We start from the raw sequence: 23,568 nt of genomic DNA, 5'->3' as shown, positions 1-23,568 counted from the left end.
CGCTCCCGGCGCGGAATTCACCCGCGGGCACACCTGAACCCCACCGGCGCGGCAGGCGTCGGCGTGTCGGTCCGGCCGCACCCGCGACGACGGGCGGGGCCGGGCGGGGACTGGGCGGGGCGATGCCGGGCAGACGGGGAAGGAGAGTCCGTAGCGGATGCCCACCGGGTCGTCGGTGGGGCGGGGCAGAGGTGGAGGCGGAGGGAAGCACATGGTGTCGATCGGTGGGCCGGATCTGCCGGGGCGTTCCCCGGGGGAGCCGGAGGAAGTGGCGGAGGAACTGGCGCGGATCGCCGCCGAGGTGGAGGTCCAGGAGAAGGGGTCCCGGGACGGGTCGGCGCGCCGGGTGGGTGTGCTGGCCAGGCGGCTGGGCGACGGTCTGGGCCGGGGTGGCCGGCGGCTCGGGGCGGGCTCCCGGGGCGGGCTGAGGATGCTGACGGAGCGGCTGATGGACGCGGCCCCGCGGATCCCGGTGCGGGACCTGGCGACGTTGCGGGCCCAGCACCCCGGGGCCCGGACCCCGGAGGAACTGGCGGACCTGCTCACCGCCGGGTCGGTGCGGGCCTCGACGGCGGTCGGCGCGGGCGCGGGGACGGTGGCGATGATGCCGGTGCCGCTGGCGATGCCCGTCGAGCTGGCGTCCGAGCTGCTGGCCTCGGCCGCGATCGAGCTGAAGCTGATCGCCGAGCTGTACGCGGTCTACGGCCAGGTGCCGCCCGGGTCCGCCCGGCAGCGCTCGTACGCGTACCTGGCGGTGTGGAGCGAGAGGCGCGGCCTGGACCTGACCCGCCCCGGGGCGCTGCTGGCGCTGAACCGGAGTGCGGCGCTGCGCCGGCAGGTGAGCAAGCGGCTGACCCGCTCGGGGCTGCGCAAACTGCCGACTCTCGCCCCGCTGCTGGTCGGCGCGGTGATCGGGGCGCGGGTCAGCCGCACCGACACCCTCCGCCTGGCCACGGCCGTCCGCCGGGACCTGTACGGACGCCGTCCCGCCGACCTCGCTTACTGGGACGCCGCCTCCGGGGCCTGACCGGGTCCGGCGGCACCGGGCGCGCGCGGTTGCGCGGAGGCGGGAGGGCCGGGAGCTGTCGCGCTCGGCTCGCGCCCGGTTGCCGTCGGCGCGGGAGGCGGTCAGTGGCGGCGGGCGGCGAGGGCGCGGGCCGCGTCGGCGATCCGTCCGCGGGAGAGGCCGGCGGCGTGCAGGAGTTCCTCGGTGGTGCCGGAGCCGGGCAGGCCGGTGGCGGCGAGGTGGGTGACGGCCGGGTGGGCGTCCGCGGCGGCCAGGGCGGACAGTACGGCTTCGCCGAGACCGCCCTCGGGGTGGTGGTCCTCGACCACCACCAGTGCCCCGGTCTCGCGGGCGGCGCGCACGAGGGTCTCGGTGTCGACGGGCTTGACGCAGTAGAGGTCGAGGACGCGGGCGGGGATGCCGTCCTCGGCCAGCCGGTCGGCGGCGGCCAGGCACTCGTGGAGGGTCACTCCGGCGCCGATCAGCGTGACCCGGTCGTCCGGGCCGTGGCGCAGCGTCTTGGACCCGCCGATCGGGAACCGCTCCTCGGGGCCGTACAGCACGGGGTAGGCGCCGCGGGTGGCCCGCAGGTAGGAGATGCCGGGCAGGTCGGCCATGGCGGCGGTGAGGGCCGCGGCGGAGGTGGCGTCGGCCGGGTAGAGGACGGTGGAGCCGCGGACGGCGCGCATCATGGCCAGGTCCTCCAGGCCCATCTGGGAGGGCCCGTCGGCACCGATCTCGACGCCGGTGTGGGTGCCGCACAACGCCATGGTGATCTGGGAGACGGCGGCCATCCGGATGAAGTCGTGGGCGCGGGTGAGGAAGGCCGCGAAGGTGGTGGCGTAGGGGCGGAAGCCCCGGACCGCCATGCCGACGGCGGTGGCGACCATCTGCTGTTCGGCGATGTAGCTCTGGAAGTAGCGCGAGGGGTGGGCCTTCGCGAAGTCCTCGGCGTGGGTGGAGTTGCCGACCTCGGCGTCCAGGGCGACCACCTCGGGCCGGGCGCCGAGCGCGGCGAGGGTCCGGCCGAAGGCGACCCGGGTGGCGACCTGTTCGCCGAGCTCGAAGCGCGGGAGTTCGACCTCGGGGGCGTCGACCTTGAGGGTGGGGCCGGCGTGCGGGGGCTGCGGTCCGCGCACCCGCAGCTCGCGCTCTCCGCCCAGTTCGGCGACGGCCTGCCGCGCCAGGTCCGGGGGGAGCGACTTGCCGTGCCAGCCTTCCTGGTCGGCGACCTCGGCGACGCCCTGCCCCTTGACGGTGCGGGCGATCACGACGGTGGGCGCGGAGCCGTCGGCGGCGGTGGTCAGGGCGCGGTCGACGGCCTCCAGGTCGTGGCCGTCGACGACCAGGGCCCGGCAGCCGAACGCCTCGACCCGGCGGGCGTAGGCGTCGGTGTCCCACTGGAGTTCGGTGGGACCGCTCTGGCCGAGGCGGTTGACGTCGATGATCACCGTGAAGTTGGCGAGGCGGTGGCGGCCGGCCTTGTCCAGGGCCTCCCAGACGGAACCCTCCGTGGTCTCGCTGTCGCCGCACAGCACCCACACCCGGAAGTCGCGGCGCTCCAGGTCGCGGCCGGCCAGGGCGATGCCCACGGCGCAGGCGACGCCCTGGCCGAGCGAGCCGGTGGCCAGGTCGACCCAGGGCAGTTCCGGGGTGGGGTGGCCCTGGAGGCGGTGGCCGAAGCGCCGGTAGGTGGTCATCAGCTCCTCGTCGGTGACGGCGCCCGCGGCCTTGAACATCGCGTACAGCAGCGGGGAGGCGTGCCCCTTGGAGAACACGAGGTGGTCGGCCTCCGGGTTGTCGGGCGCCTGCCAGTCGTAGCGCAGGTGGCGGGTCATCAGCACCGCCATCAGGTCGGCGGCCGACAGGCTGGAGGTGGGGTGTCCGGAACCGGCCGAGGTACTGGCCCGGACGGCGTCGACGCGCAGTTGCTGCGCGAGATCGAAGAGCCGGGCGGGCGCGGTGTCGGGGCCGAGGGGGGACTGCGCGGTCATGTCGGACGGGCCTTTCTCGTCGGAGGGCGCCCGGGCGGTGCGGGACCGGGACGGTGCGGGCCGTCGCGGGCCCGGATGTCGCGGGTCTCGGGCGTCGCGGGGCGTCCGGGGCGGGCCGCACGGGGCGCGGGGCGGCCGTACGGGGCCGCCGCGGCGCGCCTACCCGCTGCGGCCGCGCCGACTCGCGGCTCGGCCGGCCTCTCGGTCCCGAGGAGGCGGCGGCCGCGCCCCGGCTCAGCCGGACGCGTCCATCAAGGCGACCAGGTAGGCGTCCAGCCGTTCCTCCACGGCTCGTGCCGTCAGCTCGGTGCGTCCTGCCTCCTGCCACGGCCGCGCCACCCACTCCACTTCCTCCGAGAACGCCAGCGGCGACCGCACCTGCCAGTACAGGCGCTCGTCCGGGGCCGCGGCCAGCACCCCGCCGGCCTCCTGGTACGCCTCGGTGAAGCGCAGGCCCCACGCCGGGCCGTGGAGCAGCGCGAGGTTGGTGGAGCAGTGCGCCACGTCGAGGTCCGCCGGGCCCCAGGCGGCCGCCGCCCAGTCGACGACGCCGGTGATGCGGGTGCGGGCGGCACCGGCCGGGTTCTCCGGCGGCAGGTCGAACAGCACGTTGCCGGGCTGGAAGTCCCGGTGCAGGAAGCGTCCTTCGTAGCGCGGCGCGGGCCTGCGGATCACGTCGGTCGCGGCGGCCCAGACGGCGGCGTCGGCGCCGGCGGGGGTCACGACCGTGTCGGCGGTCGTCAGCGCCGTGTACTCCCGGGGCCGGACGGCCGGCCGCACCGCGTGGACGGCCGCGAGTTGGCGGGCCAGCAGGGGCAGGCGCGCCTCCAGCCCTTCGTCGTCGAGGACCGTCCGGCCGGGCAGGTGGGTCATGAGGAGCGAGGGGTGCTCGCAGTGCGCGGCGGTCGGGTCGACGGCGACGAGCCCGGGGGCCGACACCTCGGTCGCGGTGAGCGTGGTCAGGGCGTCGGCCTCCCGGTGCAGGAGTTCCTCGGCCGGCCCCTGCCGGGTCGGGCCGACGAAGGAGCGCAGCACCAGGTACCGGGTGCCTCCGTCCCGCGTGCCGACGGTCAGCCTCCGCATGTCGGCGGTGGCGCCGCCGTGCAGCGCCTCGGCTCCGGCGAGGTGCTCGCCGGCCTCCAGGTGCCGGCGCACCCAGGCCAGGGTCAGCGGTCGGAGGGTCGCCGCCTCGTCGTGGTCGGTCACCGCGCCATCCCATCATCCGGGCGGTGGCACGCGCGAGCCCCTCACCGGCCGTCATCCGCGCCACGGATCCCTCGCGGGTGGGGTGGCGTACTCGCCGCCGGACGCGACCTGGCCGGTCCGGCCCTTGGCCTCGATCGTGGATCCGGCATCGGCGGGCGGCTCGTCTCCCGCCCCTCGCCGCGTCCCCTGTTGCTAGCCGGTGCGCAGGAAGCGGTGCAGCGAGGCCGTCAGCGCGGTGACGAAGTCCTCGCGCTGACGCGGGGTGACGGCGTCCAGGGACAGGTAGGGGTTGAGGTCCTCGAGTTCCACCAGCAGGAGGTCGCCGGCCGTGGTGCGGCAGGCGTCCACCCGTTGGATGCCGTGGTCGAGGGTGTTCCAGTCGATGAAGCGGCGGGCGAAGGCGAGGTCGTCCGGGGTGGGCCGGTAGGGGGTCAGTTCCCAGCGGCGGGACGGGTCGGGGGCGTGCAGGGCGTACTGGAAGGCGTCGTCGACGAAGTAGAAGGAGACCTCGTGGCGGAAGTCGACCAGTGGCTGGAGCAGCAGCCCGGTCCAGTCCAGCCGGGGGAGGTCGGTGCGGCTGACGGGGGTGAGTCCGATCGAGTCGGCGCCGGCCTCCGGTTTGGCCAGGTAGCGGTCGGTGGGCGGCAGCAGGTGGAGGTCCTGGGGGCGGCGGATGGTGGGGATGACCGGGAACCCGGCCTCGGTCAGGTCGAGGAGGTAGCCCTTGCCCGCCATGTCGCCGCGGCCGGTGAGCGGGTTGTAGACGCGGGTGCGCTGTTCGGCGGCCCGGCGGCGGAACTCGTCGTACTGCTGCCGGTAGTGCAGGACGGGCCCGCTGTTGCGGACCACGACCGCGTCGAAGCCGGGCATCAGCGCGGCCGCGTCCTTCGGGTGGCACAGGGCCAGGTCGAAGTGGTCGCGCAGGCGCGAGGTGAGGAGGATGTCCTCGTCGCAGTAGCGGCGGCCGCGCGCCGGGTAGGCGAGGTCGGTCACGAACAGGATCCTGGAACGCTCGTGCACGCTGTCGTCCTCTCCGGTGGGCGGGCGGCCACTCTACGCGGCGGGCGGTGGCCCGGGCGGGGGCTTCAGCCGCCCGATCGGCCGGCCTTCTGCCGGGAGCCCGGCGCGGCGGTGCGCCGGGCGGCGGTGCGCCGGGCGGCGGGACGGGAGCCCGCGGCGCGGGATCCGGCGGGGCGGGAGGCGGCGGGGGCGGCGGTGCGGGCCGGGCCGTCGGGCATGGTGAAGGCGAAGAGGGCGGCGGCGACGGCGACGGCGGCCAGGACGAAGTAGCTGAGTTGGTAGGAGGCCAGTGGCGGGTGGACGCGCTGGGTGCCGCTCGCACCGAGGACGAGGACGGAGGTGACGACGGCCGGGGCGAGCGCGTTGCCGGTCTGTCGGACGACGGTGTTGAGGGTGGCGGCGTGGGCGACGTCGGCGCGGTCGACGGTGCTGAACGAGGCGATGGTGGCGGGGATGAAGATCGCGCCCATGGCCAGGCCGAGCAGGAACATGTAGCCGCGGAAGGTCCACAGGCTGGTGCTCGCGTCGGCGGCGGCGAACAGCAGCATCACGCCGGCCACGCCGAACAGGCCGGTGCCGATGATCAGGCGCGGCCCCACCCGGTGGTAGACGGCGCCGACCACCTGCATGGTGATCAGGACGCCGAACGCCTCGGTGAAGGTGGTGCTGCCGCTGTCGAGCGCGGAGCCGCCGCGGGCCTCCTGGATGAAGATCGGGCCGAGGAACATGGCGCCCATCATCGGCACGTAGCCGACCAGGCTGATCAGGTTGGTGTCGCGGAACAGCCGGTCGCGGAACAGGCGCAGCCGCAGGATCGGTTCGGCGGCGCGCAGTTGGTGCCGGACGGCGGCGGCGAGCAGGACGGCGCCGGCCGCGAGCGTGCCGATCACCTGCGGGCGGTCCCAGCCGAGGTCGGGGCCGGCGCAGACGCCGTACATCAGGGTGCCGGTGCCTGCGGCGCACAGCAGCAGGCCGGGCAGGTCGAGGCGGCCGGCGGCGTGGTCGCGGTGCTCGGCGAGGAAGAGCGCGCCGAACAGGACGGCTGCGGTGCCGAAGGGGACGTTGACGTAGAACACCCAGCGCCAGGACAGGCTGGTGATCAGCAGGCCGCCGAGCAGGGGGGCGATGGCGGGGGCGATCTGCTGCGGGATGACCATCAGCCGGGAGAGCCGGACCTGTTCGGCCTGGCTGAAGGTGCGGAAGAGCAGGGCCTGCGAGGTGGGCATGAGCAGGCCGGCGGCCAGGCCCTGCAGGGCGCGGGCGCCGACCAGGGCGGTCAGGTTCGGGGCGGCGCCGCACAGGCCGCTGGCGGCGGTGAAGGCGGCCAGGGACAGCAGCAGCGAGCGGCGGCCGCCGTAGCGTTCCACCAGCCAGGCGGAGGCCGGGATCATCATGCCCAGGCAGACCGGGTAGACCACGACGACGCCGGTGAGGGCGGCCGGGGTGAGGTCGAACTGCCGGGCGATGCTGGGGAGCGCGACGGTGGTGATCGCGCCGTCGATGATGCAGATGAAGGTGGTCAGGACAGCCATGATGGGCACGACACGGCGCTGGCTCAAGCGGGTGCTCATGGAAGCTGAGCATACTCACTATGATGGTGCTCAGAAAGCTGCCGGCCCACGGAACCCGAGGGACCGGAAGGGCCCGGCGGGCCCGAAGAGGATGGGGAAGGCACGGCATGGCAGAGGACCCGGCAGCACGGCAGCGGTTCGGCAGCAGTGACGCCCTGGTGGACGAACTGTTCGTCACCACCCAGCGGCTGCGCGCCTTCGTGGACGGCAGGCTGCGCGAGCACGGCGCCTCGGTGGCCCGGCTGCGCACCCTGCGCGTCCTCGCCCTCGCGGGCGAGCCGCTGCGGATGCGCGACCTCGCCGAGTACGTGGGCAACGCGCCCCGCACCACGACCACGATCGTCGACAGCCTGGAGCGCGACGGGCTGGTCGAGCGCGTCCGGCACCCCTCGGACCGGCGGGCGTTCCTGCTGACGCTCACCGAGGAGGGCGCGCGCTGCCACCGGGAGGCCGAGGAGCTGGACCGGGCCGCCCTGGCCGCGGCCACCGGGGCGCTCAGCGGCGCCGAGCGCGAGCAGCTGCGCGCCCTGCTGGGGCGCATCCGCGCCGCCGTGGACGTCGACGCGGGCGGCGCGGGCGGCGCCGACGAGGACGACTGAGCCGGGCGGAACCGGGAGCGGCCGGGAGCGGCCGGGCGGGACGCGGGGTGCCGGCTGCCGTGGCGGCGCCGCCTGGGAGCGGCGCTCCTAGGTCAGGCTCTCCGCTCCACGGGCGCGGGCGGGGCGGCCATAGTCGTCGGAGCGGGGCCGGGAGTTCCGGAGCCGACGAGCGGGAGGAGAGCGTCCCATGAGGGAGTCCGTGCTGGAGGTGCCGGGTGCCCGGCTGCGCCATTTCGTCCGCGGGGCGGGCCCGGTGCTGGTGCTCGTCTCCGGGGGCCACGGGGACGCGGGGGTGACCGACGCGCTGGCCGACCGGCTGGCCGACCGGTACACCGTGGTCACCTACGACCGGCGCGGCCTGTCCGGCAGCCCTGTCGAGGAGCCGGAGCGGACCACGGTGCCGGTGCACGCCGATGACGTGTCGCGGTTGCTGGCGGCGCTCACCCCGGAGCCCGCCCTGGTCTTCGGCAGCAGTCTCGGCGGCCTGGTGGCGCTGGAGTTCGCGATCCGGCACCCCGGCCAGGCCCGTGCGGTCGTCGCGCACGAGCCGGCGGCCGTCCAGCTCCTGCCGGAGCCCGAGCGGTCCTCGGCCGTCCGGGACCTGCTGGGGGCCCAGGAGGCGTTCGGGACGCGGGGGGTCGATGCCGCGCTGCGGCGGTTCGCGCGGTTCGCGGGCATCGATCCGACCGACCGGGAGCCGGACGCCCCGACCCGGGCCCGGGGGCCGGAGCAGGTGCGCAACGCGGAGTTCCTGCTGCGCCACGACGTCTCCGCACTGCGCGGGCACCTGCTCGACCTGGCCGCGCTGCGGGGCTCGGGCGTACGGGTGGTGCCCGGGGTCGGGGAGAACTCGGGGCGGCTCTGGCCGCGCCGGTGCGGCGAGCTGCTGGCTGCGGAACTGGGTGTCGCGTGCGAGGGGTTCCCCGGCGGGCACAACGGTTACGCGTTCCGGCCGCGGGCGACGGCGGAGCGGCTGCACGAGGTGCTCTCCGGCCCGGGGGCGTGAGCGCCGACGTGCGGGGGGGGATCCACGCCGACGACCCCGCGCTGAAGGCGTTCCGCACCCAGCGGACCGCCCGGGCGCCGTGCGCGGACGCCCCGGAGACCGGCAAGACCGACGAGTCGGCGCTGCAGTGCGGCCGGCTGAAGGTGGCGCCGGACCACGCGGACCCGGCCGGGGGCCGGGGGTTCAGAGCAGGCGGGTGAGCAGGATCCGGCCGCCCTCGTACACGCCGCCGTCGATGGCGAGGACCCGGCCCCCGGCGTAGCGCAGGGCTTCCCGGAGGTGTTCCGGGGGAATGCCGAAGTGTCCGGTGAGGGTGCTGTGGCCGTGGACCAGGACGGTGCCGCCGAGCGCGTCCAGGACGCGGGCGACGGGGTCGTGGGGGTCGGCGGCCCGGGCGCCCCGGAAGGAGCCGCGGGAGCTCATCAGCCGGCTGAACTCCAGCCAGGCTTCCGGGCGTTCGTCGGCCAGGGCTTCGGCGGCGGCGGTGTTGACGGCGGTGAGGCTGGTGCCGAGTTCGAGGTACTGGGTGGTGTCGGAGTGCACCAGGAGGTGGCCCTCGACCAGGACGGCGGCGGGCAGTGCGGCGAGCCAGTCCAGGTGGGAGGGGGTCAGGCGGCGCAGGTCGGTCTCCTGGCCGCCGAAGCGGACCCAGCCGCCGTGGAACCCGCCGGGCTGGTTCCAGCCGGGGACGGGCGCGGTGCCGAAGCGGTGCGCGGCGAGCAGTTGCACCTCGTGGTTGCCCAGCAGGGCGCCCACCTGGCCGCCGGCGTCGCGGGCCTGGGCCGCGAGGCGGCGGATGTCCTCGATGACGCCGATGCCGTCCGGGCCGCGGTCGACGTAGTCGCCGAGCATCCAGAGCCGGGCCCGACCGCCGCACCAGTGGCCGTCTGCGTCGGCCAGTCCCTCGGCGCGCAGCGCGTCCAGGAACTCCGCGCGGTGGCCGTGGACGTCGGCTGCCGCGTACAGCGGGGTGGGTGAAGGGGACACGGCCGGACGGTATCAGGGTGCGGGCGGAACGGGCGGTCACGGGTGGCGCGGGCGGGCGGCCCTCGGCTCGATCTCCGTTGCGCGCCGGGGCTGTTGACTGGCTTTACGTGTTCATGGATAGTCACACGCGCGGGAGCGCCCCGCGGGCGGGAGGGGTGTCGGGATGGGAGTCCACGGGGTGGCAGCCGGTGCGCGGCAGGCGCGGGTCGATCCGCTGCTGGCCGACCGGGTCGTCGAGGCGCTGCTGCTGGTCGGCCTGCCCGTCGCGCACGGCGGGCACGGGCCCGGGGTGCACCTGTGCGCCACGGAGACCGACGGCTCCGACGGCACCCCCGACCGGGACCTGTGGCCGGTCACGCTGCGCTGGCTGTGCTCCGCCCGGCTGGAGGACGCCGCGGCGGCCGCCGACTCCGGGGGCGGGGCGGGGAGCCCGTGGCCCCGGACGCGGCAGTCGGTGGTGAACAGCGTCGAGACCGCGCTCGCCGAGTTCCTGCCCGCCCTCGGGCTGACGGCCACCCGCACCGCTCCGGACGGGCCGACGCTGGTCGGCCCCGGCGAGCCTGTCGTACCGGCCGCAGCCCTGACCGCCGACGGGCCCCTCGGGGCGTCCGCCGGGGAGCCGCCCGCGGTGGAGCCCCCGGCCGCGGAGGTCGTCGCCGCCGTCCGCCGAGGAGCCGCCCTCGCGGGCCTCCCGCTCGCCCGGCACCCCCGGGCGGCCGGGGTCGCGCTCACGGCCTGCCCGCCCGTCGCGGACGCCGCCGGCGCGGCCCCCGTCGTCGACGCCGCCTGGCGCTCCTCCCCCCGACTGCCCGGCAGCCCGGCCGTGTCGACGGCCGTCGGGGAGGCGATGCACCACGCGGTGGGCACCGCCCTGACCGCCTGCGGGCTGCGCACCTCCTGGCACCGGCCGCCGGACGGCGCCCCGCACCTGCACGTCGCTGACCGCTGACCGCCGACCGCCGACCGCCGACCGCCGACCGCCGACCGCCGGCGAATGGTGCCGCCGCGGCTTCTCAGGGCGGCCTCAGACGGGGCTCATCCCGGCTCAAGGCGGGTGCCGGAGCATCGTCCGCATGACGGCACCACCCGGATCACGGACCTCCGCCCGCAGGCAGGAGCGTCACGGCAGGCGCACCCGGCGCACCCGGCGGATCAGGCGGGCGGTGGTCGTGGCGGTGGTGCTCTCGGCACTGGGTTCGTGGCTGGTGCTCTCCCGCCCGTCGGCCGGCGCCCCGGCGGGCGCGGCGGTGTCCGCGTCGGCGACCGGCCCGGCGGACGGCGCGGACACCGCCACCGCCCACGCGACCCAGGACGCCTCGAACACTTCGGACGCCGCCGACGCCGCCGGTGCCGCGCTGGACGCCGCACTGGGCGCCCTCGGCGGGCACTTCGCCGTCGCTGTCACCGACCCCGGCTCCGGGGCGTCCGCGGTCCGGGGCGAGGACGCCTTCGTCACCGCCTCGATCGTCAAGGTGGACATCCTGGCCGCGCTGCTGCTGCGTGGCGACGGCGTGCTGACCGCCGCTCAGAAGGCCGCGGCCGAGCTGATGATCGAGCAGAGCGACAACGCCGCGGCGTCCACCCTGTTCGAGGCGGTGGGCGGCGCGAGCGGGCTGGACGCGGCCAACGCGGTCTTCGGGCTGACCGGGACGGTCGCGGGGACGGACGGCTTCTGGGGGCTGACCGAGACCACCGCGGCCGACCAGGCGCGGCTGCTGCGGGTGGTGTTCACCGAGGACTCGCCGCTGGGCCCCGCCTCCCGCGCCTACCTGGCGGAGCTGATGGGCCTGGTCGCGGACGGCCAGGACTGGGGCGTCTCCGCGGCGGACCAGGGCGGTGCGGTGCGGTTGAAGAACGGCTGGCTGCCGCGGGACGGCACGGGTCTGTGGGTGGTCAACAGCATCGGCCGGATCGAGTACGGCGGCCGGAGCCTGCTGGTGTCGGTGCTGAGCGACGGTTCGGCGAGCGAGGAGGCCGGCATCGCGCTGGTGGAGTCCGTCGCGTCGGCGGCGGTGCGGGCCTTCGCGGACGCGACGCAATGACGTAGGGGCGCAATGACGTAGGACGCAGGGGCGCGCGGGCCCGGGCCGCCGGGTGGTCAGGGCGCGTCCACCGCGCGGGCGACGGCCCGCAGGTAGCGTTCGATCGCCAGGTGCTGGAGGGTGAGCGCGACGGGACGGCCGAGCCTGGCGTACCAGGAGGCGAGCCTGGAGAAGGCGGCGACCTCGAACCACACCTCGCCGTCGGCGTCCATGCTCACCGTGAAGGACTCCTCGCCGCGCTCGGGGTGCCCGGGCAGGGTGCCGTAGGCGAAGCCGATCCGGTCGGGGGCCTCGACCGTCCAGACCACCCGGCAGGGGATGACCAGGCGAGGCAGGCGCAGGCCGGGCAGGGCGAGCCGGAGCAGGACGGTGGCGCCGGGGGCGGCGGGTTCGGCCGTCGGGTACACCGCGAAGCCGGAGCCGAGTTGGGCGCCCCAGCCGAGGACGTACGCGCCGGCGCGTTCCAGGACGGCGGGGCCGCGGCCGAGGTGGACCCGGCGGCGCAGCCGGGAGTAGCCGGCGGGCAGGGCGGCGCTCGCGGTGGCGCCGACCTCGGGGTAGGTGGGCGCGGCGGCCCGGGCGGCGAGGTGGCGTCGGTGGAGGGTTTTCGGCGGCATCCGCCAGTTGTACGGCGGCCGGGGGCGGGCGGCCAAACCCGGGGCCGGGACGGTGGTGTTCCGGCTGGTCGGGGCGGTGCGGGTGGGTCGTGCCTCGCCCGCCCCCTCCGGGTGGAGGGGGCGGGGGCGCGGTCAGCCCTGGACGGAGGCCCAGAACTCCTCGAAGGAGAGCTTGCCGTCGCCGTTGGCGTCCTTGGCGTTGATGATCGCCTGGGCGACCGTCTCGGTGACGTGGTAGTCGCCGAGCTGGGCCATGACCGTCTTGTACTCGCGCGCGGTGACCCGCCCGTCGCCGTCGACGTCCAGGCGCGCGAATGCCGCCCGTGCCGCTTCTATGTCCGCCACCGGACCCACCCCTCTTCTTGCTGTAGCACCGTACTCGGCGCCGTGTTTTCGGCGCGCGGGCCACAATAGCCGCAGTTCCGGACGTGCCGACAGGCCGGGCCCGGTCTGCGGGGGCGGGGCGGGCGGGTGCTCAGTCGCGGTGGACGCTGACGCCGCCGAGCAGGCCCCAGGCGGCGACGTGGACGGTGGGGCCGCCCTCGCGGGTGGGGCCGTCGTCGCTGACACCGCCGAGCCGGATGCCGGTGACGACCACCCGGACGTCGGGGCGGACCCGCAGCGAGACGCCGCCGATCAGGCTGAGCTTGGTGATGCGCAGTTCGGCGCCGTCCGGGATGTCGATGTCGGTGAGGTCGATGTCGGCGCCGCCGATCAGGGAGGCGGTGAGGGTGCGGGTGTGGATCTCCCCGCCCTCCAGGCGGGCGCCGCCGATCAGGCTGATCCGGATGTCGGTGCGGTCGTCGTCCTTGGGATTCCCCGTGTTCGTCATGGCGGCAACCTTAGGGGCCGTCAGAAGTCCCGGCGTAGTGGCCGGTCGCACGGCCCGGGAGTGACGGATGTCATGGGCGACCCGGCGCGCGGGTGGGCGTGCGCTCCCCCGGCGTGCGGTCGGGGACGGGGGCTGCGACCGCGCGCTGCCGTAGGGCGGCGCGGAGTGGAAAGGATCAGCCTCGCAGGTCGCGAGAGGTTCCAGGGAGGGCACGGCCATGGCGAGCGAGTTCCAGCGCTACAAGCTGACCAGCGTGTTCCGCGCGTTCGACACCGACGGGAACGGCTACCTCGACCGGGAGGACTTCCGGGCGCTGGCGGACCGCTGGGGGCGGCTGCCCCGGGTGGCGGCCGACCCCGAACTGGCGGCCCGGGTGGAGCGGGTGATGCTCGGCTGGTGGGACGCGCTGTACGCGGCGGCGGACACCGACGGCGACGGGCTGGTGGACATGGACGAGGTCCTGGCCATGGTGGACCGGCTGCCCGGGATGCGGGAGGCGGTGACGGCGACGGCGGACACCGTCTTCGAGGCGATCGACGAGAACGGCGACGGCCGGATCTCCCGGGAGGAGCACCGCCGCCTGGTGGACGTGTGGAACGGGCGGCCGACGGACACCACCGGCGTGTTCGAACTGGTCGACCTGGACGGCGACGGTTTCCTCTCCCGGGAGGAGTTCACCGAGTTGTGGGCGCAGTTCTGGATCAGCGCGGACCCGGCGGACCCGGGCAGCCACCTGTGCGGGGCGCTGGCCCCGGCGGCGTGGCGCACCGCCGGGGCGTGACGCGGCCGCTCAGCGCTTGGAGAGCTTGACGTCGCGGATGTCGACGGGCAGCGTCGGGAAGCCGTCGCCGGGGCCGTTCTGGTCGTCCTCGCCGCCGGCGGCGATCTTCTCGAGCACGTCGAGGCCGGAGGTGACGCGGCCGAAGGGGGTGTAGGCCGGGGAGAGCTTGGTGTCCTTCCAGACGATGAAGAACTGGCTGCCGTTGGTGTTCGGGCCGGCGTTGGCCATCGCGACGGTGCCGGCGGGGTAGGTGGCGCCTTCGAGGTTCTCGTCGGGGAAGGAGTAGCCGGGGCCGCCGCTGCCGGTGCCGGTGGGGTCGCCGCACTGCAGGACGTAGAGCCGCTGGGTGGTGAGGCGGTGGCAGTGGGTGCGGTCGAAGTAGTCGCGTTCGGCGAGGAAGCGGAACGAGTAGGTGGTGCAGGGGGCCTTGTCGGTGAGCGCCCGGAAGGTGATCGCGCCCTGGCTGGTGCGGAGGGTGGCGCTGTAGGGCTTGGCGGCCTTCTCGGCGTCGAAGACCGGGATGCCCTTGAAGTTGTCGGCGGGCACGGCGGCGGTGTAGGTGCACCCGGCGGCCGCGGTTCCGGCGGTGTTCCCGGCCGTGGTTCCGGCCCCGGGCCCGGCGGCGGACGCCGTGCCGGTGGTGGTGGACAGGGCGAGCGACACCATGGCCAGGACGGTCAGTCCGGCACTCCAGGTCGTGCGCTTCATTCGACAGCCTCCGCGGGTGGAAGAGGATCGAGCAACGGACAGGATTGGCAGGGACCTGCCCACACTGCCCGCCCCTCGAACCTCCCCGCACCCTCGCCCCGCCCTGCCCACCGGCCCGCCGGAGCCCGCCCGACCCTCACCGCTCCCCCGTTCCCGCACGTCACGCCCCTGGCGCGCGGGTCTCCCGTCGGCAGCGGTTCACCCGAGATCCTTCTCGGCCGTCCGTTCGATGGGCGGCCCCGGGGCGGCGGGTTCAACGCGGAAGGCTCAATGCGACCGGCTCAGCACGGCCGGCTCAGCACGGCCGCCTCGGCGCGGTGGGCCTCAGCACGGCGGGTCTCAGCACGGGCGCAGCGACTTGAGCGCGTTGCCGTGGGCGTTGCCCCGGGTGGCGGGGGCCATCGTGACGGCGGTGCCCGCGTAGTCCTTGCCGGGGTACCAGCAGTAGGTGACGGGCGAGTTGTTGATCCAGGCGGAGACGCCCTCCTCGCCGGTGAACCGGGAGCCGTCGGGGAGGTTCAGGCGTTCGGTGTCGGTGATTCCGGTGCCGGGCAGCAGGGCGACGGCGGCGTGGTCGAAGTGGGCGCCGTCGTAGAGGCAGACCCAGCCGGCCGGGCATTCGGTGTGCCGGGGGGCGCGGCCGTCGCCGTTGAGGACGTGCACGCCGGGCGGGTTGCTGACGGCGGCGGCCGGGGCGGGGGGCGTCGGGGCGGGGGTGGCCGCCGCGGGGGCGGCCGGGGCGGCCAGTGGGGCGGCGGCGAGCAGCAGGGCGGCGAGGGCGCGCAGCGGGCGGGAGGCGGTCAGGAGTTCCACGGCGTCCCCAGCAGTTTGAGGGCGGTGGCCCGGTCGGTGCTGTCGGCGGTCCACCACACCTGGGCGTTGGCGCCCTTCGGGATGGCGAAGTCGGCGTGCACCGATTCCGAGGGTGCGACCTGCCGCCAGATGACGTCGCGGGTGCTCTTCAGGGTGGCGGCGCACTTGGCGGCGTCCACGGCGGGGGCCTTGCCGCCGTCGCAGTCGTGGACGACCAGCGAGAGGTCGGTGGTCGCGGGGCCGGTGTTGGTGAAGAGCAGCCGGCCGCCGTCCCGGGTGGGGCACCAGGTGACGGTGCCTCCGGTGACGGGGACCGCGGGCCCGGCGGGGCCGGTGCAGACCGGTTCGGTGTCGCGGGCGGCGGGCGGCATCGCAGCGGGGCCTGGGGCCGGGCCCGGCACGGGGGCGGCGGCGCTCAGGGCGAGGACGCTGGCGGGGACGGCGAGGGCCGCCGGGAGGCGGCGGCGCCAGGGGGTGCGGGGCATGTCTCTCCTGCTCGGATCCTGCTGGAGGGGTGGGGCGCCCGTGGGTCGGGGCGGCCGCCGAACCGATCGGCGGTCACGCTCAGCCATCACCAGGGCGGCCGCCCGCCTATCGCTTCGTTGACGCACTGTCACCCGATCGGCCAGCCCGGCTCCCCGCCCGGGCGATCCGCCCGCCCCGGCGGTGACGGAACGCCAGGGTGGTGACCCCAGCGGGGATCTAACCGCGCGGCAGGCGGTCGAGGATCTCCCGGTGGTGGGCGCTGACCTCCGGGAGGGCGTCGAGCGGCACCCAGCGGTGGGCGTCGTGCTCGGTGAGCGTGACGGGGGTGCCGTCGGGGACGGTGGCGGTGTAGGCGAACTGGCGGGTGCGCAGGCCGCGCCGGCTGGTGAAGTCGGCGGCGTGCAGGTAGGCCAGGTCGAGGCCGGTGAGCCCGGTCTCCTCGGCGAGTTCGCGGGCGGCGCCGGCCGGCGGTTCCTCGCCGGGTTCGAGCGAGCCGCCGGGGATCTCCCACAGGCCGCCGAAGTGGTCGTCCGGGTTGCGCCGCACCAGCAGGACGCGCCCGCTGCCGTCGAGGACGGCCACCCCGCCCAGCAGCGCCTCGATGCCGTCCTCCCGGGCCTGCCGGACCGACTGCCGGTGCTCCGTCCCCATGCCCCGCTCCCCCGTTCGCACGCCTGTCCCCCGACCCTACCGGCCGGTCCGGACGGCCCGGGCCCGGGCTACCGCAGGGCGGCGGCGACCAGTCCTTCGACGGCTTCGCGCGGCACCTCGCCGCCGTTCACCAGTGCGTCGAAGACCAGGCCGTCGACGCAGGAGAGCAGGACCCGGCCGCGGGTCTCGACGTCCGCCACGCCGTGCGCGGCGAGGAAGAGCCGGACGGACTCCCGGCCGGCGTTCTCGCGGGGGACGAGGATGTCCCGCAGCTCCGGGTCGCGGACGCTCTCGACGGTGCAGGCGTAGCGGGCGAGCGAGCGGCGGCGGCCTTCGCCGGTGAGCCGGTGCCGGGCGAGCAGGACGACGCCGTCCACCAGGTCACGGGCGGTGCGGGGGGCGGGCAGCCGTTCGGCGAGCTCCTGCAGTTCGGCCTGGTCGAGCTGGACCAGGCGCCGGACGAGTCCGGTGAGCAGCGCGGACCGGGTGCGGAAGTACGCCGAGGTGGTGCCGGGGGGCAGGCCCGCCGCGCGGTCGACCGCGCGGTGGGTGAGGCCGCGGATCCCCTCGTCGGCGAGCACGTCGAGGGCGGTGTCCGCGAGGAGGGTGCGCCGGTCGGGGGTCATGGCTCTTTTCTACACCTGTAGGGCGTCCGCTAGGGTCTCTTCTACAGATGTAGAAAACCTGGAGGTCGGCATGGGCGGTACCGCAGTGGTCGTCGGCGGCGGCATCGGCGGGCTGGCCGCGGCGATCGGCCTGCACCGCACCGGTTGGAAGGTGACGGTCGTCGAGCGCGCGCCGGTCCTGGACGACGCGGGGGCGGGCATCTCGCTGGCCGCCAACGGCCTGCGGGCGCTGGACGAGCTCGGCGTCGGCGCGGCGGTGCGGGCGGCCTCCCGGGGCCAGTACGCGGGCGGCACCCGCACCCCGGGCGGCGGCTGGCTGGCCCGGATGGACGGCGCGGCGCTGGAGGCGGCGGTGGGGACCCCGATCACGGGCGTACCGCGCTCCGTCCTGCACCGGCTGCTGCGCGAGGCCCTGCCCGCCGACTGCCTGCTGGCCGGCGCGGAGGCCGAGGAGGTCCGAACGGACGGCCCGGCGCCGGTCCGGGTGGTGTGCGGCGGCACCGTCCTGGAGGCCGACCTCGTGGTGGCGGCCGACGGCATCGGCAGCCGGGTGCGCCGCGCGCTCTTCCCGGACCACCCGGGCCCCGTCTACAGCGGGTCGACCGTGCTGCGCGCCATCACCGAGCGGGCCGTCGACCTCCGCACCGACTTCGAGCTGACCTGGGGGCGCGGTGCCGAGTTCGGGCACATCGCCTTCAACGACGGGCGGGCCGAGTGGCACGCGGTGCTCACGCTGCCCGCGCGGACGCGCTTCGCTGACCCGCTCGCCGAACTGCGCCGCCGCTTCCGCGGCTGGCACGACCCGATCCCGGCGCTGCTCGACGCGACCCGTCCCGGCGACGTGCTCCACCACGACGTCGACGAACTGCGCACCCCGCTGCCCGCGTTCGCGGTCGGCCGGGTCGCCCTGCTCGGCGACGCGGCGCACGCGATGACCCCGAACCTCGGCCAGGGCGCCTGCCAGGCCCTGGAGGACGCGGTCACCCTGGCCGCGGCCCTCGCCGCCGGGCCGACCGTCGAAGCCGCCCTGGCCCGCTACGACGCCGAGCGCCGCCCGCGCAGCCAATCGGTCGCCCGGGCGGCCCGGCAGGCCGGCCGGATGGGCCACCAGTTGGCCAACCCGCTGGCCGTCGCGCTGCGCAACACCGCGATGCGGCTGACCCCTTCGCGCACCGCCGTGCGCATGATCCTGCGCCACCACGCCTGGACGCCGCCCCGGCTGGGCTGACCGGGCCCGCGCGCGGCGGCGCCCCGGGCCCCGCCGACGGGAGGGGTCCGGGGCGCCGCCGGGCGGCTACTCGGTGGTGGTGAACTCGGCCATCATCGCCATGTCCTCGTGTTCGAGGTTGTGGCAGTGCAGCAGGAACCGCCCGGCGTAGTCGGTGAACCGGACGGCGACCTCGACGCCCTGGGCGGGCAGCACGTCGACGGTGTCCTTCCAGCCGGCGTCGTTGGCGCCGGGCCGGCCGCCGGCCCGGCCGAGCACCTGGAACGGGTCGAGGTGCAGGTGGACGGGGTGGTGGAAGTCGGTGACGAAGCGCCAGACCTCGATCTGCCCGAGCCGGGGGGCGGCGATCGAGCGCCCGGGCCGGTACTCCCGGCCGTTGACGGTCCAGTACCGCTCGCCCTTCCGGAACACGAAGGTGCGGGTGTTGACGGCCTTGGCGGGGTCGAGCCGCTCGACGGTGGAGAGCTTCTCGGGGAGGCGGAAGCCGTCGTCGGCCGCGGAGCCGACCTCGAAGGCCATCACCTCGCCGGTGGGGCCGTCGCCGAGCCGGTTGCGCAGCCGCACCCGCGTCCCGGCGGGGTAGCGGGAGAAGTCGACCAGCACGTCGCAGCGTTCGGCGGGCGCGAGGTCGACCGAGTCGTGGCGCAGCGGGCGTTCCAGCAGGCCGCCGTCGGAGCCGATCTGCACCAGCGCCCCGCCGCCGCCCGGCTGCGGGTCCAGCGACAGCCGCAGCCGCCGGGCGTTGGAGGCGTTGAGCAGCCGCAGCCGGTACCAGGCGCGGTCGACCCGGGCCAGCGGCCAGGGCGCGCCGTTGACCAGCATCACGTCGCCCAGCACGCCGTTCATGTAGGCGTCCGGCACGCCCGGGGCGCCGCCGGGGAGTTCCGGGTACGCGAAGGAGCCGTCGGCGGCGAACGAGCGGTCGACGATCATCAGCGGCAGTTCGCGCGGGCCCTGCGGGAGCCCGAGCGCGGCCTCCTCCTCGTCGCGCACCAGGTGGAAGCCGGCCAGGCCGCGGTAGACCTGCGGGCCGGTGAAGCCCATGGTGTGGTCGTGGTACCAGAGCGTGGCGGCGCGCTGCGCCATCGGGTAGGTGTGGTCGCGCTGCGGCAGGACGGTGGCCCCGTCGAGGCCCGGTGCGTCCGCCATCCCCGGCATGCCCGCCATGTCGTGGTGGCCGGCGGTGCCGACCAGGTCGAGCGGGTGGCCGTCGCTGTCGTGCGGGGTGTGGCCGCCGTGCAGGTGGACGGCGGTGGGGCGGGGCAGTTCGCTGCGGTGGGTGATGACGGTGCGCCGGCCGCTGCGCGATTCGACGGTCGGGCCGGGGAAGGTGCCCTGGTAGCCCCACACCTCGGTGTCGTGGCCGGGCAGCAGGCGGGCGGTGGCCCGGCGCGCGGTGATCTCGTAGTAGTCGGCGCCGGCGTCGCTGCGGACGGGCTCCAGCACGGCGGGGACGGGCAGTTCGGCCGTGTGGCGGGCGGGCAGCGGCAGGGCGCTGCGCAGCAGTCTGCCGGGTTCGCCGCCGGGCAGCAGCCGGTTCATCAGCGGCGGGAGGCCGAAGGCCGCGCCCAGTCCGAGCGCGGCGACGCCGCCGGCGCCCAGCAGTCGGCGCCTGCTCAGCGGGGCGCTCACTCGGCACCCGCCGTGGCGGCGTCCCCGGCCCGGTCCTCCGCGTCGGCGCTCCCGGCCTTCGGGTCGGCGGCCCGGTCCTCCGTGTCGGCGCTCCCGGCCTTCGCCTTGAACGCCTCCACCACGGACTTCTCCGCCATCACGAACACGCCCACGCCGAGCGGGACGTGCAGCAGCAGGATCCGCTCGTCGCCGAGGGAGTACTGCACGATGCACAGCAGGGTGAGCACCCCGTACTGGACGGCCGGGCCGCTGGGGCCGCGCGAGAGGCGCCGCACCAGCACGCCGGCGACGGCGGCCAGCAGGGCCGTGGAGGACAGCACCAGCGCGGTCTGCCGGTGGGCGTCCAGCAGCGGGTAGTAGCCCTGTAGGAATCCGCCGGCCAGGAACGGCATGAGCAGGGCCAGCAGGGCGGTGAGGCCGGCCGTCACCCGGAGGGCGATCAGTGGCCAGCGGGGTGGTTCTCGGTGGTCGGACATGGTATCCCCCGTGATCGAAATGATTCGCGATCATACTGTCCGGAGATCACCATGTCCGTTGTTTCTCCAAGGGGTTCGCCGGCGCGGGGCGGGGGTCCGCCCCGCCCGGCGGGCGGGGCGGGGCACCTGGTGCGGGGGCGTCAGCTGCCGGGGACGGTGTCCTTGAAGGCGGTGCCGGCCGAGCGCAGCGCGGCGACGTTCGAGGCGACCTGGGCGGGGCTGAGCACCTGGTCCTTGACGAAGTACACGTAGTCGACCTGCTGGTCGTACGAGCGCGGCGTCGTGGAGTACTGCCCGGCCAGGTCGATCAGCCAGTGGTTGAAGTCGATGAACTGCGGGGTCTCGGGCAGGTAGGGCTCGCCGTGGGCGGCGACGACCTGGCCGTCGATGTAGTAGGTGACGCTGCTGTTGTCGATGGTGAACTGCAGCAGGTGCCAGCCGTCGTAGGACTGGCGCTGTTCGCCGTGGGTGTTGACGGCGTTCCACGGGTCGGGGTTGTAGGTCTCCCAGGTGGTCTCGTACATGATGTCGCTCTGCTCGCCCCAGCCGCCGTTGGGCAGGTACTCGAAGTCCTGCTCGCTGTAGTCGGGGTCCATCGGGGCGTTGAGCGGGGTGAAGGCGAAGAAGGTCTGGTTGACGTGGTCGCCGTCGGGGCCGCTGTTGGGGGCGTCGGCGAACTTGACCCGGGCCGCGTAGGTGCCGTTCTTGAACTTGCGCGCGGTGGTCTGGATCTCGGTCTCCTTGGTGCCGGAGGCCGTGCCGTCGGTGGTCAGGCGCAGGTTGAGCACCTTGCTGCCGCCGACGGTCGGGAAGGTGACGTCGGCCGGGGACCAGGTGGCGCCGGCGACGCCGGGGCCGCCCTGGCCGGACTTGACGGTCCAGCCGTGCTGCTGGACGGCGGCGTCGGCGCTGGTGTTGTAGGAGAAGTCGTCGAACAGGACGGGCGCGTTCGGGTCGACCGGCGGGGTGGAGGTGGAGCCGGACGGCGACGGCGAGGGCGGGGAGCTCGGCGACGGGGACGGGTTGTTGCCGGTGGGGGCGGTGCCCCAGATCAGGGCGCCGTCCTCCTGGAGGGTGACCTTCTGCCAGTTGGCGTAGCCGGTCTGGGAGCCGCTGAAGGAGTAGTCGTCGGACTGGGTGAGGGTCTGCCAGTCGGAGCGGTAGAAGCGCAGCTGCATGTCGCCGGTGGACTGGCCGGGGGCGAGCGAGCCGGCGCCGGCGGTGAAGCCGATCTCCAGGTAGCGGTCGGCGGTGGCGGTGGGGTTGGCCAGGGTGCCGAAGCCGAAGGTGCCGGTGATGTTGGCGCAGCCCTTGACCGCCCAGGAGCAGGCGAAGCGGTAGCTGACCGGCGGGCCGTCGGACTTGAAGTAGTAGCGCAGGGTGATCCGGCTGAGCGGGACGGTGGTGCTGCCGGTGTTGGTGACCTGCAGCCAGGGTTCGGTCTGGTCGGCGGTCGCGCCGGAGGCGCTGGTGCGGTACTGGACGCTGAACGCGTCGGCGGCGGACGCGGGGGCGACGGTCAGCGCGGTGGCGGCCAGGCCGGCCGCGGCGATCGCGGCGGCCGCGGCGAGCCGGGCGCGCCGGCCGGTCGTGCGGGGGCGTGCGGACACGGTGGTTCCTTCCGTGGGGGGAGCCCCGCGGTGCGGCGGGGCGGCGGGACGTTCCGGCGGTGCACGTGCGGGGTGCGGCGGCGGAGGTGGTCCGCGTGCTGCGGTCGGCCGCGGGTGAGCGGCCGGGTCTGTGGGGGTGCTCAGACGGTGAGCGGTTCGCGTTCGGCGTGGTGGACGCCGAGGGCGGCGAGGCGGGGGCGGTGCGCGGCGAGGGCGGGCAGGAAGTCCCGGACGTAGTCGCTGTCGGGGTTCCACGCCCGGTCGGCGACGGCGCACAGCCGGGGGTAGGCGAGGTAGTCGAAGTGCTCGGCGGTGGTGACGAACTCGCTCCACAGCTGGGCCTGGGTGCCGAGCACCCGGGCGCGTTCGCTCTCGTCCCAGTGCGCGGGGGCGGCCCGGTGGGCGTGGACGGTGGGCAGGTCGACGACGTACCCGGCCTGGCCGAGCGGCTCGTCGGGGTGGGTGCTCTGCGGGTAGTCGAGGTAGGTGGCGCGGTGCGGGGCCATCACCACGTCGTGGCCGCGCCGGGCGGCTTCCCGGCCGTGCTCGACGTCCCGCCAGGGCATCACGGTGAACTCGACGGGGAGGGTGGCGCCGTCGGTCTCGGCCCAGCAGACCGGGACGCGGCCGGCGTCCAGCAGGTGCCGGCCGGTCTCGCCGAGGAACCAGCCGCGCAGGTGGGCGGGGGCGGCGAGGCCGAGTTGGGCGGCCCGGTGGCGGGCGGCGGGGCTGTTCTCCCACTCGGTGGTGGGGCACTCGTCCCCGCCGAGGTGGACGTAGCGGGAGGGGAACAGCTGCATCGTCTCGTCCAGCACGGCGCGGCAGAACGCCAGCGCCTCCTCGTGCACGCCGAGCACCGTCTCGCACACGCCCCAGTCGGTCCACACGTCGAGCCGCCGCTCGGGGCGGTTGCCCAGGTGGGGGTAGGCGGCGAGGGCGGCCCGGGTGTGGCCCGGCATGTCGATCTCGGGGACGACGGTGACGCCGCGTTCGGCGGCGTACGCGACCAGGCGGCGCAGTTCGGCCTTGGTGTACGCACCCTGGTGCGGCAGCGCGTCGTAGGTCGTGGAGCCGGCGTGACCGGCCATGCTGCGCTCGCGGCGGGCGCCGATCTCGGTGAGCCGGGGGTAGGCGTCGACCGGCAGCCGCCAGCCCTGGTCGTCGGTCAGGTGCAGGTGCAGCACGTTCAGCTTGTGCAGGGCGATCCGGTCGACGGCGGTGAGCAGGCGGTCGAGGGGCTGGAAGTGCCGGGCGGTGTCGATCATGAATCCGCGCCAGGGGTGCCGGGGCCGGTCGGTGATCCGCACGGCGGGCAGGCTCCACTCGACGCCGTGGACGGGGGTGGCCGAGAGCGCCTCGGGGGGCAGCAGTTGGCGCAGCGTCTGCACCGCGTGCCGCAGGCCGGCGGGCCGGGCCGCGAGCAGCGTCACCTGGAACGGGTCGGCGGTCAGCCGGTACCCCTCCTCCCCCAGCTCCCGCTCGGCGGGGTCGAGGACGAGTGCCACGGTGCCCTCCGCCCCGGGGGCCAGCGGCAGTCCGGTCGCGGGGCGCAGCAGGGTGCGCAGCAGGTCGGCGACGGCGGCGGCTCCGCCCTCGGCGCGCACGGTGGTCCGTTCGGTCAGGGTGAACCGTCCGGCAGCGGGGACGAGATCGACCGGGGTCGGCAGGATCACGGGG

25 protein-coding genes are annotated in these 23,568 nt (G+C 75.6%); 8 read left to right on the top strand and 17 right to left on the bottom strand.

Going from position 1 to position 23,568, the window contains the following annotated elements; all coding sequences use genetic code 11:
• Positions 1-268 precede the first annotated feature (268 nt).
• On the top strand, positions 269-1,027 hold the full coding sequence (locus tag OO48_RS13205; protein WP_051732078.1) for a hypothetical protein: 759 nt from the start codon (positions 269-271) through the stop codon (positions 1,025-1,027).
• Positions 1,028-1,128: 101 nt separating this feature from the next.
• Here the strand turns inward: OO48_RS13205 and OO48_RS13200 are convergent, their stop codons facing one another.
• The 4 genes from OO48_RS13200 to OO48_RS13185 all read right to left on the bottom strand — a co-directional run bounded on the left by OO48_RS13200 (position 1,129) and on the right by OO48_RS13185 (position 6,797).
• Positions 1,129-3,000, bottom strand: coding sequence for a transketolase (locus tag OO48_RS13200; RefSeq protein WP_033215508.1), 1,872 nt, complete (start codon positions 2,998-3,000; stop codon positions 1,129-1,131).
• Positions 3,001-3,234: 234 nt separating this feature from the next.
• A complete protein-coding gene (locus tag OO48_RS13195; RefSeq protein ID WP_033215507.1) occupies positions 3,235-4,206 on the bottom strand; it encodes a phosphotransferase family protein in 972 nt (323 codons plus the stop codon).
• Positions 4,207-4,398: 192 nt separating this feature from the next.
• The gene (locus OO48_RS13190) at positions 4,399-5,226 is read right to left on the bottom strand and encodes an ATP-grasp domain-containing protein (RefSeq protein WP_033215505.1); all 828 of its coding nucleotides are present in this window, start codon (positions 5,224-5,226) and stop codon (positions 4,399-4,401) included.
• A 65-nt stretch (positions 5,227-5,291) separates the two neighbouring features.
• A complete protein-coding gene (locus OO48_RS13185; protein ID WP_245194620.1) occupies positions 5,292-6,797 on the bottom strand; it encodes a DHA2 family efflux MFS transporter permease subunit in 1,506 nt (501 codons plus the stop codon).
• A gap of 107 nt (positions 6,798-6,904) precedes the next feature.
• Between OO48_RS13185 and OO48_RS13180 the strand changes: the two genes are divergently transcribed.
• The 3 genes from OO48_RS13180 to OO48_RS13170 all read left to right on the top strand — a co-directional run bounded on the left by OO48_RS13180 (position 6,905) and on the right by OO48_RS13170 (position 8,602).
• On the top strand, positions 6,905-7,396 hold the full coding sequence (locus OO48_RS13180) for a MarR family winged helix-turn-helix transcriptional regulator (protein ID WP_033215503.1): 492 nt from the start codon (positions 6,905-6,907) through the stop codon (positions 7,394-7,396).
• A gap of 187 nt (positions 7,397-7,583) precedes the next feature.
• Positions 7,584-8,402 carry an alpha/beta fold hydrolase gene (locus OO48_RS13175; protein ID WP_033215502.1) on the top strand — a complete coding sequence of 273 codons (819 nt, stop codon included), beginning with the start codon at positions 7,584-7,586 and terminating at the stop codon, positions 8,400-8,402.
• 8 nt (positions 8,403-8,410) lie between these two features.
• The gene (locus tag OO48_RS13170; RefSeq protein WP_167346440.1) at positions 8,411-8,602 is read left to right on the top strand and encodes a hypothetical protein; all 192 of its coding nucleotides are present in this window, start codon (positions 8,411-8,413) and stop codon (positions 8,600-8,602) included.
• On the opposite strand, the gene OO48_RS13165 is transcribed toward OO48_RS13170, so the two are convergent.
• Positions 8,586-9,389, bottom strand: a complete 804-nt coding sequence (locus tag OO48_RS13165; protein ID WP_051732077.1) for a metallophosphoesterase — start codon at positions 9,387-9,389, stop codon at positions 8,586-8,588. The genes OO48_RS13170 and OO48_RS13165 overlap by 17 nt on opposite strands.
• 178 nt (positions 9,390-9,567) lie before the next feature.
• On the opposite strand from OO48_RS13165, the gene OO48_RS38875 reads away from it, so the two are divergent.
• Positions 9,568-10,338 carry a hypothetical protein gene (locus OO48_RS38875; RefSeq protein ID WP_167346439.1) on the top strand — a complete coding sequence of 257 codons (771 nt, stop codon included), beginning with the start codon at positions 9,568-9,570 and terminating at the stop codon, positions 10,336-10,338.
• Positions 10,339-10,462: 124 nt separating this feature from the next.
• Positions 10,463-11,431: a serine hydrolase gene (locus tag OO48_RS13155; protein WP_033215495.1), complete on the top strand. Its 969-nt coding sequence runs from the start codon at positions 10,463-10,465 to the stop codon at positions 11,429-11,431.
• A gap of 56 nt (positions 11,432-11,487) precedes the next feature.
• Here the strand turns inward: OO48_RS13155 and OO48_RS13150 are convergent, their stop codons facing one another.
• From OO48_RS13150 to OO48_RS13140, 3 genes are all read right to left on the bottom strand, one after another.
• On the bottom strand, positions 11,488-12,048 hold the full coding sequence (locus OO48_RS13150) for a DUF1990 domain-containing protein (RefSeq protein ID WP_033215597.1): 561 nt from the start codon (positions 12,046-12,048) through the stop codon (positions 11,488-11,490).
• A 132-nt stretch (positions 12,049-12,180) separates the two neighbouring features.
• A complete protein-coding gene (locus OO48_RS13145) occupies positions 12,181-12,393 on the bottom strand; it encodes an EF-hand domain-containing protein (RefSeq protein WP_030921710.1) in 213 nt (70 codons plus the stop codon).
• 130 nt (positions 12,394-12,523) lie between these two features.
• Positions 12,524-12,880 carry a hypothetical protein gene (locus tag OO48_RS13140; RefSeq protein ID WP_033215493.1) on the bottom strand — a complete coding sequence of 119 codons (357 nt, stop codon included), beginning with the start codon at positions 12,878-12,880 and terminating at the stop codon, positions 12,524-12,526.
• Positions 12,881-13,097: 217 nt separating this feature from the next.
• On the opposite strand from OO48_RS13140, the gene OO48_RS13135 reads away from it, so the two are divergent.
• On the top strand, positions 13,098-13,661 hold the full coding sequence (locus OO48_RS13135) for an EF-hand domain-containing protein (protein WP_033215491.1): 564 nt from the start codon (positions 13,098-13,100) through the stop codon (positions 13,659-13,661).
• 9 nt (positions 13,662-13,670) lie between these two features.
• Here OO48_RS13135 and OO48_RS13130 read toward each other — a convergent pair whose 3' ends face one another.
• The 5 genes from OO48_RS13130 to OO48_RS13110 all read right to left on the bottom strand — a co-directional run bounded on the left by OO48_RS13130 (position 13,671) and on the right by OO48_RS13110 (position 16,945).
• Entirely contained in the window at positions 13,671-14,369 is a 699-nt protein-coding gene (locus OO48_RS13130) for a peptidylprolyl isomerase (protein ID WP_033215489.1), read from the bottom strand.
• A 339-nt stretch (positions 14,370-14,708) separates the two neighbouring features.
• Complete coding sequence (locus tag OO48_RS35115; RefSeq protein WP_051732076.1) at positions 14,709-15,182, bottom strand: peptidase inhibitor family I36 protein; 474 nt, start codon at positions 15,180-15,182, stop codon at positions 14,709-14,711.
• Complete coding sequence (locus tag OO48_RS13120) at positions 15,170-15,667, bottom strand: hypothetical protein (RefSeq protein WP_033215487.1); 498 nt, start codon at positions 15,665-15,667, stop codon at positions 15,170-15,172. Before OO48_RS13120 ends, OO48_RS35115 begins: the two co-directional genes overlap by 13 nt.
• A 217-nt stretch (positions 15,668-15,884) precedes the next feature.
• Complete coding sequence (locus tag OO48_RS13115; protein WP_033215485.1) at positions 15,885-16,319, bottom strand: NUDIX hydrolase; 435 nt, start codon at positions 16,317-16,319, stop codon at positions 15,885-15,887.
• A gap of 68 nt (positions 16,320-16,387) precedes the next feature.
• A complete protein-coding gene (locus OO48_RS13110; protein ID WP_033215483.1) occupies positions 16,388-16,945 on the bottom strand; it encodes a TetR/AcrR family transcriptional regulator in 558 nt (185 codons plus the stop codon).
• A 70-nt stretch (positions 16,946-17,015) separates the two neighbouring features.
• On the opposite strand from OO48_RS13110, the gene OO48_RS13105 reads away from it, so the two are divergent.
• On the top strand, positions 17,016-18,173 hold the full coding sequence (locus OO48_RS13105) for an FAD-dependent monooxygenase (RefSeq protein ID WP_033215481.1): 1,158 nt from the start codon (positions 17,016-17,018) through the stop codon (positions 18,171-18,173).
• Between the two features lie 66 nt (positions 18,174-18,239).
• Here OO48_RS13105 and OO48_RS13100 read toward each other — a convergent pair whose 3' ends face one another.
• From OO48_RS13100 to OO48_RS13085, 4 genes are all read right to left on the bottom strand, one after another.
• On the bottom strand, positions 18,240-19,805 hold the full coding sequence (locus OO48_RS13100; protein ID WP_209439468.1) for a multicopper oxidase family protein: 1,566 nt from the start codon (positions 19,803-19,805) through the stop codon (positions 18,240-18,242).
• Complete coding sequence (locus OO48_RS13095) at positions 19,802-20,281, bottom strand: hypothetical protein (protein ID WP_157845438.1); 480 nt, start codon at positions 20,279-20,281, stop codon at positions 19,802-19,804. The genes OO48_RS13100 and OO48_RS13095 overlap by 4 nt, the downstream gene beginning before the upstream one ends.
• Before the next feature lie 140 nt (positions 20,282-20,421).
• Positions 20,422-21,891, bottom strand: a complete 1,470-nt coding sequence (locus OO48_RS13090; RefSeq protein ID WP_033215478.1) for a cellulose binding domain-containing protein — start codon at positions 21,889-21,891, stop codon at positions 20,422-20,424.
• Between the two features lie 140 nt (positions 21,892-22,031).
• The gene (locus tag OO48_RS13085) at positions 22,032-23,564 is read right to left on the bottom strand and encodes a beta-N-acetylhexosaminidase (RefSeq protein ID WP_033215476.1); all 1,533 of its coding nucleotides are present in this window, start codon (positions 23,562-23,564) and stop codon (positions 22,032-22,034) included.
• Positions 23,565-23,568 lie beyond the last annotated feature (4 nt).

This window comes from Kitasatospora phosalacinea (genome assembly GCF_000716545.1).
GTDB lineage: Bacteria > Actinomycetota > Actinomycetes > Streptomycetales > Streptomycetaceae > Kitasatospora > Kitasatospora phosalacinea.
Note: the sequence above shows the minus strand (reverse complement) of the source record. Positions and strands in the feature narration are given on the sequence as shown.

Bases quoted from the DNA above. Each gene is read 5' to 3' on its own strand.
- OO48_RS13200 (WP_033215508.1), bottom strand. From the start codon at position 3,000: ATGACCGCGCAGTCCCCCCTCGGCCCCGACACCGCGCCCGCCCGGCTC.
- OO48_RS13185 (WP_245194620.1), bottom strand. From the start codon at position 6,797: ATGAGCACCCGCTTGAGCCAGCGCCGTGTCGTGCCCATCATGGCTGTC.
- OO48_RS13180 (WP_033215503.1), top strand. From the start codon at position 6,905: ATGGCAGAGGACCCGGCAGCACGGCAGCGGTTCGGCAGCAGTGACGCC.
- OO48_RS13175 (WP_033215502.1), top strand. From the start codon at position 7,584: ATGAGGGAGTCCGTGCTGGAGGTGCCGGGTGCCCGGCTGCGCCATTTC.
- OO48_RS13155 (WP_033215495.1), top strand. From the start codon at position 10,463: ATGACGGCACCACCCGGATCACGGACCTCCGCCCGCAGGCAGGAGCGT.
- OO48_RS13150 (WP_033215597.1), bottom strand. From the start codon at position 12,048: ATGCCGCCGAAAACCCTCCACCGACGCCACCTCGCCGCCCGGGCCGCC.
- OO48_RS13140 (WP_033215493.1), bottom strand. From the start codon at position 12,880: ATGACGAACACGGGGAATCCCAAGGACGACGACCGCACCGACATCCGG.
- OO48_RS13135 (WP_033215491.1), top strand. From the start codon at position 13,098: ATGGCGAGCGAGTTCCAGCGCTACAAGCTGACCAGCGTGTTCCGCGCG.
- OO48_RS13130 (WP_033215489.1), bottom strand. From the start codon at position 14,369: ATGAAGCGCACGACCTGGAGTGCCGGACTGACCGTCCTGGCCATGGTG.
- OO48_RS13120 (WP_033215487.1), bottom strand. From the start codon at position 15,667: ATGCCCCGCACCCCCTGGCGCCGCCGCCTCCCGGCGGCCCTCGCCGTC.
- OO48_RS13115 (WP_033215485.1), bottom strand. From the start codon at position 16,319: ATGGGGACGGAGCACCGGCAGTCGGTCCGGCAGGCCCGGGAGGACGGC.
- OO48_RS13110 (WP_033215483.1), bottom strand. From the start codon at position 16,945: ATGACCCCCGACCGGCGCACCCTCCTCGCGGACACCGCCCTCGACGTG.
- OO48_RS13105 (WP_033215481.1), top strand. From the start codon at position 17,016: ATGGGCGGTACCGCAGTGGTCGTCGGCGGCGGCATCGGCGGGCTGGCC.
- OO48_RS13095 (WP_157845438.1), bottom strand. From the start codon at position 20,281: ATGTCCGACCACCGAGAACCACCCCGCTGGCCACTGATCGCCCTCCGG.